12 protein-coding genes are annotated in these 9,394 nt (G+C 66.2%); 11 read left to right on the plus strand and 1 reads right to left on the minus strand.

Annotation, left to right across the window (positions count from 1 at the left end; translation table 11 throughout):
- Positions 1-190 precede the first annotated feature (190 nt).
- Positions 191-1,273: an ABC transporter ATP-binding protein gene (locus ACTJJM_RS18820; RefSeq protein WP_010484335.1), complete on the plus strand. Its 1,083-nt coding sequence runs from the start codon at positions 191-193 to the stop codon at positions 1,271-1,273.
- Positions 1,274-1,374: 101 nt separating this feature from the next.
- On the opposite strand, the gene ygfZ is transcribed toward ACTJJM_RS18820, so the two are convergent.
- Positions 1,375-2,250, minus strand: a complete 876-nt coding sequence (gene ygfZ, locus ACTJJM_RS18825; RefSeq protein ID WP_010484337.1) for a CAF17-like 4Fe-4S cluster assembly/insertion protein YgfZ — start codon at positions 2,248-2,250, stop codon at positions 1,375-1,377.
- Positions 2,251-2,289: 39 nt separating this feature from the next.
- Here ygfZ and ACTJJM_RS18830 point away from each other — a divergent pair, with 39 nt between their 5' ends.
- The 10 genes from ACTJJM_RS18830 to ACTJJM_RS18875 all read left to right on the plus strand — a co-directional run bounded on the left by ACTJJM_RS18830 (position 2,290) and on the right by ACTJJM_RS18875 (position 9,330).
- Positions 2,290-2,460 (plus strand): DUF1674 domain-containing protein, encoded by a 171-nt coding sequence (locus ACTJJM_RS18830; RefSeq protein WP_005409075.1) that lies wholly within the window; start codon positions 2,290-2,292, stop codon positions 2,458-2,460.
- Between the two features lie 56 nt (positions 2,461-2,516).
- Positions 2,517-2,909: a succinate dehydrogenase, cytochrome b556 subunit gene (gene sdhC, locus ACTJJM_RS18835; RefSeq protein WP_005409076.1), complete on the plus strand. Its 393-nt coding sequence runs from the start codon at positions 2,517-2,519 to the stop codon at positions 2,907-2,909.
- Positions 2,906-3,292, plus strand: a complete 387-nt coding sequence (sdhD, locus tag ACTJJM_RS18840; RefSeq protein WP_005409077.1) for a succinate dehydrogenase, hydrophobic membrane anchor protein — start codon at positions 2,906-2,908, stop codon at positions 3,290-3,292. The genes sdhC and sdhD overlap by 4 nt, the downstream gene beginning before the upstream one ends.
- A gap of 31 nt (positions 3,293-3,323) precedes the next feature.
- Complete coding sequence (gene sdhA, locus ACTJJM_RS18845; protein ID WP_010484342.1) at positions 3,324-5,114, plus strand: succinate dehydrogenase flavoprotein subunit; 1,791 nt, start codon at positions 3,324-3,326, stop codon at positions 5,112-5,114.
- Between the two features lie 66 nt (positions 5,115-5,180).
- Positions 5,181-5,966: a succinate dehydrogenase iron-sulfur subunit gene (locus tag ACTJJM_RS18850; protein WP_005409079.1), complete on the plus strand. Its 786-nt coding sequence runs from the start codon at positions 5,181-5,183 to the stop codon at positions 5,964-5,966.
- A 73-nt stretch (positions 5,967-6,039) separates the two neighbouring features.
- Entirely contained in the window at positions 6,040-6,288 is a 249-nt protein-coding gene (locus tag ACTJJM_RS18855; RefSeq protein ID WP_005409080.1) for an FAD assembly factor SdhE, read from the plus strand.
- Positions 6,239-6,688: a hypothetical protein gene (locus tag ACTJJM_RS18860; protein WP_043402567.1), complete on the plus strand. Its 450-nt coding sequence runs from the start codon at positions 6,239-6,241 to the stop codon at positions 6,686-6,688. The genes ACTJJM_RS18855 and ACTJJM_RS18860 overlap by 50 nt, the downstream gene beginning before the upstream one ends.
- A 23-nt stretch (positions 6,689-6,711) precedes the next feature.
- The gene (locus ACTJJM_RS18865) at positions 6,712-7,953 is read left to right on the plus strand and encodes a lipoprotein-releasing ABC transporter permease subunit (RefSeq protein ID WP_440865878.1); all 1,242 of its coding nucleotides are present in this window, start codon (positions 6,712-6,714) and stop codon (positions 7,951-7,953) included.
- Positions 7,946-8,659 carry a lipoprotein-releasing ABC transporter ATP-binding protein LolD gene (gene lolD / locus ACTJJM_RS18870; RefSeq protein ID WP_005409083.1) on the plus strand — a complete coding sequence of 238 codons (714 nt, stop codon included), beginning with the start codon at positions 7,946-7,948 and terminating at the stop codon, positions 8,657-8,659. The genes ACTJJM_RS18865 and lolD overlap by 8 nt, the downstream gene beginning before the upstream one ends.
- A 221-nt stretch (positions 8,660-8,880) precedes the next feature.
- On the plus strand, positions 8,881-9,330 hold the full coding sequence (locus tag ACTJJM_RS18875) for a DUF6491 family protein (protein ID WP_019338334.1): 450 nt from the start codon (positions 8,881-8,883) through the stop codon (positions 9,328-9,330).
- The last annotated feature ends 64 nt before the right edge of the window (positions 9,331-9,394 follow it).

Here is a 9,394-nt window from a genome sequence, read left to right on the forward strand (position 1 = left end):
CCGCCGACGCAGATCGGTGCGCACCGATCATCGGATAGTGCCACGTGAAAACGTTTACATGGCAGAATGGGCAACTGTATTCGATTGCAGTGCTCGCCGTCATGCGGCAAGCGCGCAATCATCACTGCCATCGGGAGGGCCGAGGCAGTCCCAAAAGACAGCCCGGCTTCGGGCGGACCGGATAGGTGATATGGCAAAAGTGCAGTTGCAGGGTGTGCGCAAGGTCTATGACAACGGCCAGGTCGCGGTGAAGGACGCCAGCTTCGAGGTCGCCGATGGCGAGCTGATGGTGCTGGTCGGTCCGTCCGGCTGTGGCAAGTCGACCCTGCTGCGGATGGTGGCTGGCCTTGAAGAAATCAGCGGCGGCACGCTGACCATCGGTGATCGCGTGGTCAACGACGTGGCGCCGAAGGATCGCGACATCGCGATGGTGTTCCAGAGCTACGCACTGTATCCGCACATGACCGTGGCCGAGAACCTGGCCTTCGGCCTGAAGCTGCGCGGGCATGACAAGGCGACCATCGACAAGCGCATCGCCGAAGCGGCGCAGACGCTGGGCCTGACGGAGATGATGGACAAGCTCCCCAAGGCGATGTCCGGCGGCCAGCGCCAGCGTGTTGCGCTGGGCCGGGCGCTGGTGCGCGAGCCGGCGGTGTTCCTGCTCGACGAACCGCTGTCCAATCTGGATGCCAAGCTGCGCCACAGCGTGCGCACCGAAATCGCGCAGCTGCATCGCAAGCTGGGCACCACCATGATCTACGTGACGCACGACCAGGTTGAAGCGATGACCCTGGGCCAGCGCATCGTGGTGCTGAAGGACGGCATCATCCAGCAGATCGATACGCCGATGGCGCTGTACGACCGCCCGGCCAACCTGTTCGTGGCTGGTTTCCTCGGTAGCCCGGCGATGAACGTGCTGCGTGGCACGCTGCAGGGCGATGCCGGTGGCGTGACCGTGGTCGACGGCGAATGGCGTGCACCGCTGGGTCAGGCCACGATCGATCCGGCGTGGTTGCAGAAGCCGATCGCGGTGGGCGTGCGGCCGGAGCACCTGCAGCCGGCGGCCGCCGATGATGCGCATGCGTTCACTGCGCGCATCGAAGGCATTGAGCCGGTCGGCAACGAGATCTTCGTCAACCTCAGCAGTGGCCAGCATGCGCTGACCATGCGCGTGGCGCCGCAGGCGCTGCCGGCGGTGGGCGAGCAGATCCGCGTGGCGATCCACCCGCAGGGGTTGCATTTCTTCAACCCGGAAACCGGCGAGCGGCTCTGACTCTGTAGCCGAACCCACGCTCGGCTGCTTCGTTGCGGTGCGGACCAACGGTCCGCACCCACCATGGCGGCGGTAGCGCCGGGCCGTGCCCGGCGTGAACCTCAGCGCGCCAATCCATCCAGTAGCGGCACACGCTGCGCCACCGCACCACCCACCTGCAGCTCGGCGTCGCTGGCCTCCAGCGGCAGCACCGCCAGCGCCAGTTCACCGGCCACGCTGGCAATCGTGCCCAGCGCTGCGCCGTCCTGTTGTACGCCATCGCCGGCCTGCGCCGGTGCTGCGGCATGCAGCAGCTGCACCGCGCGCTTGGCCTTGCCGAGGAAGTGGGTGCGCGCGACGATTTCCTGGCCGGGATAGCAGCCCTTCTTCACGCTGTAGCCGTTCAGGCGGTCCAGGCCCAGCTGCTGGGGGGTCCACACTTCGCGCTGGCTTTCTTCCAGTCGCGGCAACCCGTAGCGCAGGTCGGCCTGGCGCCAGGCCAGGGCGAAAGCGGCCTCATCGGTTTCGCTGCCGGCGGCAAATGCATCAGCTGCGCCAATGCGCAGGGTGCGCGGCAGCGCATCGCTGCCCAGGTCAAGTTCCCAGCCGGCCGCTGCGGCGTGCGCAATCGCGGCGTTGCTGGCGGCTTCGGGCGCGGTGAAGGCGCCGGCCACCGCCAGATCGCTGCGCACCTGCACCTTCACCTTGCGACGGAACACGAAGCGCTGCAGTTGCGACGCAATCGCATCGGCATCGCCGTCGGCCAGCACCAGCATCACGTGGTCGTCGGCCAGCCGAAGCAGCTGGAACACCGCCAGGGTGCGGCCTTTTGCGCTCAGCCAGGCGCTCCACTGCCAGTGCAGCAGGGGCAGGGCAGTGACGTCGCCGCTGAACTGGGCGTGGGCGAAAACGGCCGCATCCGTGCCCTGCAGGCTCAGCAACTGGTGGCCGGGCAGGCGCGGATATCCGACGAAAGCAGGGGGCAGGTTGTCAGGCACGTGAACGAGGTCTAAAATTTGTGCGTTGCGAGACCGAACATGATAGGCCAAACAACCCCCACTCCCGACGACGAATCTGAAGCCCCGCTGGTCCCCGCGGCACCCGTGCCCGTGGAACAGGAAAAAGCAGAGGAATTCGGCGGCCGCGGCGGACTTGATCCGGTGCGGTATGGCGATTGGGAGAAAAACGGACGCTGCATCGATTTCTGATCAGCATTGAGCCAACGCGGCCGTGTGCCGCCCAGCCGAGACAACGAGCCCAGCGAATGGCGACCAGACAACGCCCACTTTCCCCGCACCTTCAGGTGTATCGCTGGCAGATTCAGATGGCCACCTCGATCCTGCATCGAGCCACTGGCGTCTTTCTGTCTGTTGGTGCCCTCATCATCGCCGCCGGCCTGCTGGCCCTGATGATGGGGCCCGAGTCCTGGAACTGCTTCACCGGCCATGCCGGGGCCTGGTATGGCCGCGTGTTCCTGTTCGCGTGGACATGGTCGTTCGCCTATCACCTGTGCAATGGCATCCGCCACGTGGTGCAGGACTTCGCCATCGGCTTCAGCATCCCCGCCTTCATCCGCAGCAGCTGGCTGTCGGTCACCGGCAGCCTGGTGATCACCCTGCTGGTGTGGGCCTATGTGATGTTCGGAGGTGCCGCGTGAGCAAGTTCCGTACCCCGCTGAAGAACGTGCGCGGCCTTGGCTCGGCCAAGACCGGTACAGAGCACTTCGTGCACCAGCGCCTGACCGCCGCCGCGCTCGTGGTGCTGGGCATCTGGTTCCTGGTCTTCGTGCTGGGCCTGCTGGGCTCGGACTACGCGACCGCCGCCGCCGCCGTGGCCAAGCCGTGGAACGCAGTGCCGCTGATCGGCCTGCTGATCGCCATGTTCTGGCACGCGCAGCTCGGCATGCAGGTCGTGCTGGAAGACTACATCCACGAATCGCTGCTGGCCCTGGTGCTGCAGACCGCGGTGAAGTTTGTCGCCGTGCTCGGCATGATCGTCAGTGTGTTTGCGGTGGGCCGCATCGCCCTCGGCGTTGCCTGAGCCCAGGCACCAACACAGGAATCCAGATTAGATGTCCGCTTACAAGATCACCGAACACAAGTACGACATGGTCGTGGTCGGCGCCGGCGGCGCCGGCCTGCGCGCCACGTTCGGCCTGGCCGCCAAGGGCCTGCAGACCGTGTGCCTGACCAAGGTCTTCCCGACCCGTTCGCACACCGTTGCCGCCCAGGGCGGTATCTCGGCCGCACTCGCCAACATGGGCGAGGACGACTGGCGTTACCACTTCTTCGATACCATCAAGGGGTCGGACTGGCTGGGCGACCAGGACGCCATCGAATACATGTGCCGTGAGGCCATCCCGGCCATCATCGAGCTCGAACACTACGGCGTGCCGTTCTCGCGCACCGCCGAAGGCAAGATCTACCAGCGTCCGTTCGGTGGCATGACCACCAAGTACGGTGAAGGCCCGGCGGCGCAGCGTACCTGCGCGGCGGCCGACCGTACCGGTCATGCGATGCTGCACACCCTGTACCAGCAGTCGCTGAAGCACGACGCGCGCTTCATGATCGAGTACTTCGCGCTCGACCTGATCTTCGACGAGGAAGGCGCCTGCCGCGGCGTGCTGGCCCTGGACATGTCCGATGGCACGCTGCACCTGTTCCGCGCCCAGGGCGTGGTGCTGGCCACCGGCGGCTACGGCCGTGCCTACTTCAGCGCCACGTCGGCGCATACCTGCACCGGCGACGGTGGCGGCCTGGCCATGCGTGCCGGCATCGCCATGCAGGACATGGAGTTCGTGCAGTTCCACCCGACCGGCATCTACGGCGCCGGCTGCCTGATCACCGAGGGTGTCCGCGGTGAAGGTGGCATCCTGCGCAACAGCAGTGGCGAGCGCTTCATGGAGCGCTATGCACCGCACTACAAGGATCTGGCCTCGCGCGACGTGGTCAGCCGTTCGATGACCATCGAGATCCGCGAAGGCCGCGGCGTCGGCGAGCACAAGGATCACATCCTGCTCGACCTGACCCACCTCGGCCCGGGCGTGATCGACGACAAGCTGCCGGGCATCGCCGAAAGCGCCCGCATCTTCGCCGGCGTCGACGTGCACAAGCAGCCGATCCCGGTCATCCCGACCGTGCACTACAACATGGGCGGCATCCCGACCAACTACCACGGCGAAGTGGTGCAGAAGGTCGGCGACAACGACAATGCCGTAGTGCCGGGCCTGTACGCGATCGGTGAAGCGGCCTGCGTCTCCGTGCACGGCGCCAACCGACTGGGTTCGAACTCGCTGCTGGACCTGGTGGTGTTCGGTCGTGCGGTCGCCAACCGCTGCGCCGAGACCATCAAGCCGGGCGCATCGCACAAGCCGCTGGCGTCTGATGCCTGCGACAAGGCGCTGGGCCTGCTGGACAAGCTGCGCCACGCCAACGGCGATACCCCGACCTCGGTCATCCGCGATCGCATGCAGCGCACCATGCAGGCCGATGCCGCCGTCTTCCGCACCAGCCAGACGCTGAAGGAAGGCTGCGAGAAGATGGACAAGATCTTCGATTCGTTCCAGGACGTGAAGGTCTCCGACCGTTCGCTGGTGTGGAACTCGGACCTGATCGAGACCTACGAGCTGAACAACCTGCTGCTCAACGCGGTGGCGACGATCAACTCGGCCGAACAGCGCAAGGAAAGCCGCGGCGCGCATGCGCACGAGGACTTCCCGGACCGCGACGACGTCAACTGGCAGAAGCACACCCTGGTCAGCGTCGACGAGAAGGGCAAGTGCAGCTTCGACTACCGTCCGGTGCACATGTACACGTTGACCGACGACGTGTCCGTGGTGCCGCCGAAGCCGCGCGTGTACTGATCCGACCCCGCCTACCATGCAATCCGCGCCCAAGGGCGCGGGCCGCCTGAGCCAACGAGAGCAGCCATGGCCGAGTTTTCACTCCCCAAGAATTCCAAGATCACGAAGGGCAAGCACTTCCCCGTCAAGAACGGCGGCAAGAACGTGCGCACCTTCAAGATCTACCGCTGGAGTCCGGACGACGACAGCAACCCGCGCACCGATACCTATGAAGTCGATCTGGACGCCTGTGGCCCGATGGTCCTGGACGCCCTGATCAAGATCAAGAACGAGATCGACCCGACCCTGACCTTCCGCCGCTCCTGCCGCGAAGGTATCTGTGGTTCGTGCGCGATGAACATCGACGGCACCAATACCCTGGCCTGCACCCGAGCCATCTCGGACTGCGGCAAGAAGGAAGTGCCGATCTACCCGCTGCCGCACATGAACGTGGTCAAGGATCTGGTTCCGGACCTGACCCACTTCTACGCGCAGTACGCCTCGATCAAGCCGTGGATCCGCACCCAGACCCCGGCACCGCCGGACCGCGAGCGCCTGCAGTCGCCGGAAGACCGCAAGAAGCTGGACGGCCTGTACGAGTGCATCCTGTGCGCCTGCTGCTCGACCAGCTGCCCGAGCTACTGGTGGAACGGCGAGCGTTACCTGGGCCCGGCGATCCTGCTGCAGGCCTACCGCTGGATCATCGATTCGCGCGATGAGGACACCGGTGCGCGCCTGGACGACCTGGAAGATCCGTTCAAGCTGTACCGCTGCCACACCATCATGAACTGCGCCCGGACCTGCCCGAAGGGCCTGAACCCGGCGTTGGCGATCGCCGAGATCAAGAAGCTGATGATGGAACGCCGCGCCTGATACGGCGCAGGGTAGTTGCATGACCCCAGTAGAGCCACGCCATGCGTGGCTTTGCTGTGTCTGGAGAAGCACGATGGAAGAAGACGTTCTGCTGAAGAAGCTGCGCTGGCGCTGCCGCCGCGGCATGCGCGAGCTGGACCAGCTGTTCGGCCGTTACCTCGACCACGAATGGAGCACTGCGCCGACCGAAGAGCGCGAGGTTTTCCTGTTCCTGCTCGACTGCGAGGACGATAAGTTGTGGCGCTGGTTCATGGGTTATGAGGCCTGCCCGCATGCGCACGCGATCCCCCTCATGCAGAAGATCCTCGCCCTCAAGCCTTGAGTGGCGCCCCTCGCGGCTGCAGGCCGCCGCCCAGCTGGCGGTGCTGCTGGCCGCACCCTGGCTGCTGCGCGCATCGGATCTGCCGCCGCGGCTGTTGATTCCCGCGGTGTTGCTGGCCTGGGGCATCGGGTTGGCCGAACTGGCCTGGCGCCAGCGCAGGCCACGCGTGCAGGTGCTTCTGCCGGTACCGTCCGAGCCGCTGCAGGTGGCCGGGCAGGACGTCGATGCACCACAACTGGTCGTGCGCGGCCCCTGGCTGCTGTTGCTCTGGCGTGAGGATCGGCGCCGCCGGCGCCTGCTGTTCTGGCCGGATGTGCTCGATTCCGGGCAGCGACGTGAACTGCGACTGGCCGTCGCCGCACGCAGCGTTTCCCGTCAGCCCCGGTCGATGGCACCATAAGCTGAATTGACTGGCGTGCCTGCATGTTCAAACCCATTCCCGTGGCGATCGGCCTGCGCTACCTGCGCGCCAAGCGCCGCAACGGCTTCATCTCCTTCATCTCGATGGCATCGATCCTGGGCATCGCGCTCGGCGTGACGGTGCTGATCACCACCTTGGCCGTCATGAGCGGTTTCCAGAAGGAAATCCGCAGCCGCCTGCTGCAGATGACCGCGCACGCCACCATCAGCCGCGACGGCGAGCCGATGCCGGACTGGATGCGCGTGGTGGACGTCGCCCGCAAGGACCCGCGCGTGGCCGGTGCCGCACCCTACATCGAGATCCAGTCGATGATCAGCGGCCCGCGCGTGCAGGGGGCGATCATCCAGGGCATTGATCCGGCGCTGGAGCCGAAAGTCTCGGTGATCGACAAGAAGGTCACCAAGGGCAGCTATGACAGCCTCAAGCCAGGCAGCTTCAACCTGCTGCTGGGCAAGGAGCTGGCGATCTGGCTGGACGTGGACGTCGGCGACCAGGTACTGGTGACCTTTGCCGAAGTGCAGGGCACGCCCGCCGGCGCGGTGCCACGGATGAAACGCTTCACCGTCAGCGGCATCTTCGAGGCCGGCTACAACGAGGTCGATCGTGGCGTCGGCTTTGCCAACATGCAGGACCTGGAGCGCGTGCTGCGCAGCGATGGTGCCACCGGCGTGCGGCTGAAACTGCACGACATGGACCGCTCGCTGGAAGTGGGCGTGGACCTGGCGCAGAGCCTCGGCGGTGCTTACCGCGTGAGTGACTGGACCCAGCAGAACGCCAACCTCTACCACTCGCTGCGCATGGAGAAGGTGGTGATGGGCATCCTGCTGTCGCTGATCATCGCCATGGGTGCCTTCAACCTGGTGTCCTCGCAGGTCATGCTGGTGACCGACAAGCAGGCCGACATCGCCATCCTGCGCACCCTTGGCCTGACTCCTGGCGGGGTGATGCAGGTGTTCATGGTGCAGGGTTCGCTGATCGGTATCTTCGGCACGCTGGCCGGCCTGATCGGCGGCATTACCCTGACCCTCAACCTGGAGCGCATCCTCGGCGCCATCGAGAGCGTCTTCAACGTCAAGCTGCTGCCGGAGGATGTGTACTACATCACCGGCCTGCCGACCGACATGCAGACCGGCGACGTGGTGGCGATCACCGTGGTCGCGCTGCTGATGAGCTTCCTGGCCACCCTGTACCCCGCTTGGCGGGCAGCACGCACCCAGCCGGCGGAGGCCCTGCGTTATGAATAAGGTCTTCAACCGCGGCGATGAAGTGATCCGCGCCGAAGCACTGGGCAAGACCTACGCCGAAGGGCGCATGCAGACCCCGGTGTTCGATGGCCTGGACCTGACCGTGACCGCCGGCGAGACGGTGGCGATCATCGGTGCCTCCGGCGCCGGCAAGAGCACGCTGCTGCACCTGCTGGGTGGCCTGGACATTCCCACCGCCGGCGAGGTCTATGTGACCGGCCAGCGCATGTCGGCGCTGTCGGACACCGCGCGCGGCCTGCTGCGCAACCAGGCGCTGGGCTTCGTCTACCAGTTCCATCACCTGCTGCCGGAGTTCACCGCGCTGGAAAACGTGATGATGCCGGTACTGCTGGCTGGCACTGCGGTCGCAGAAGCGAGCAGCCGGGCCACCACGCTGCTGGAAGCGGTCGGCCTCGGCCATCGCCTGGACCACAAGCCGGGCGAGCTGTCCGGTGGTGAGCGCCAGCGTGCTGCGGTGGCGCGGGCACTGGTCAATCATCCGGCCTGCGTGCTCGGTGACGAGCCGACCGGCAACCTGGATGACCGCACGGCTGCAACGGTGTTCGAGCTGATGCTGGAGCTGAATCGTGCACGTCACACCAGCCTGGTGCTGGTAACCCATGACCGCAGCCTGGCGCGTCGCCTGGACCGGGTGCTGGAACTGCGCGAAGGGCGCCTGCATGCACTGGCCCACGCCGACGTCTGAGCGGTCGGACGGACTCTGGTAGAAGCCGACCTTGGTCGGCTGCTCCTGCAGGGCAAGCGCCAACCAAGGTTGGCGACTACCGGAATCCGACGTTCTGGACCCGCTTTGGCAGAGGTCGACCCTGGTCGACCGCCGACCGGCGCCTGAATGGGGCCGTCGGCCGTCGCGCCGGCATTGCCAGGCCAGGCGCATGATGGCGACAGTTCCCCGAGGAGATCGCCATGAAGACCCCGCTTCTGCTGGCCGGCCTCTGCCTGGCCCTGGCCGCCTGTGCCACCACCGGCCGGCTCAGCAGCGCCGAGAAGCTTGACCTTTACCGTGCCCACGCCGGTGCGCCGCAGAACGACATGCAGTTCTTCGGCACCCTCAATGGCTGGACCGAGCTGGGTGACAGCGCGCTGGCGGTGTGGACGCGACCCAGCGAGGCCTACCTGCTGGAGCTGAGAGGCCCCTGCCAGGACCTGCCGTATGCCACCGCCATCGGCCTGACCAGCCAGATGAACCGTGTCTCGGCGCGCTTTGACAAGGTGCTGGTGCGCGACCCCACCGGCGGCCCGCGCATGCCGTGCTTCATCAACAGCATCCGCAAGCTGGACGTGAAGGCGCTGCGTGCTTCCGAACAGGAGCTGCGCCAGGCGCAGGTGCAGGAGCGCGAGGAATCCGGGAAATAAACGGGTAGCGGGGGGGGGGGGGGAGGGGGGGGGGGGGGGGGGGGGGGGGGGGGGGGGGGGGGGG

The organism is Stenotrophomonas sp. 22692 (genome assembly GCF_052045015.1).
GTDB lineage: Bacteria > Pseudomonadota > Gammaproteobacteria > Xanthomonadales > Xanthomonadaceae > Stenotrophomonas > Stenotrophomonas geniculata.

Bases quoted from the DNA above. Each gene is read 5' to 3' on its own strand.
- lolD (WP_005409083.1), top strand. From the start codon at position 7,946: ATGAATAAGGTCTTCAACCGCGGCGATGAAGTGATCCGCGCCGAAGCA.
- ACTJJM_RS18855 (WP_005409080.1), top strand. From the start codon at position 6,040: ATGGAAGAAGACGTTCTGCTGAAGAAGCTGCGCTGGCGCTGCCGCCGC.
- ACTJJM_RS18865 (WP_440865878.1), top strand. From the start codon at position 6,712: ATGTTCAAACCCATTCCCGTGGCGATCGGCCTGCGCTACCTGCGCGCC.
- ACTJJM_RS18860 (WP_043402567.1), top strand. From the start codon at position 6,239: ATGCGCACGCGATCCCCCTCATGCAGAAGATCCTCGCCCTCAAGCCTT.
- ACTJJM_RS18830 (WP_005409075.1), top strand. From the start codon at position 2,290: ATGATAGGCCAAACAACCCCCACTCCCGACGACGAATCTGAAGCCCCG.
- sdhC (WP_005409076.1), top strand. From the start codon at position 2,517: ATGGCGACCAGACAACGCCCACTTTCCCCGCACCTTCAGGTGTATCGC.
- ACTJJM_RS18875 (WP_019338334.1), top strand. From the start codon at position 8,881: ATGAAGACCCCGCTTCTGCTGGCCGGCCTCTGCCTGGCCCTGGCCGCC.
- ACTJJM_RS18850 (WP_005409079.1), top strand. From the start codon at position 5,181: ATGGCCGAGTTTTCACTCCCCAAGAATTCCAAGATCACGAAGGGCAAG.
- ACTJJM_RS18820 (WP_010484335.1), top strand. From the start codon at position 191: ATGGCAAAAGTGCAGTTGCAGGGTGTGCGCAAGGTCTATGACAACGGC.
- sdhA (WP_010484342.1), top strand. From the start codon at position 3,324: ATGTCCGCTTACAAGATCACCGAACACAAGTACGACATGGTCGTGGTC.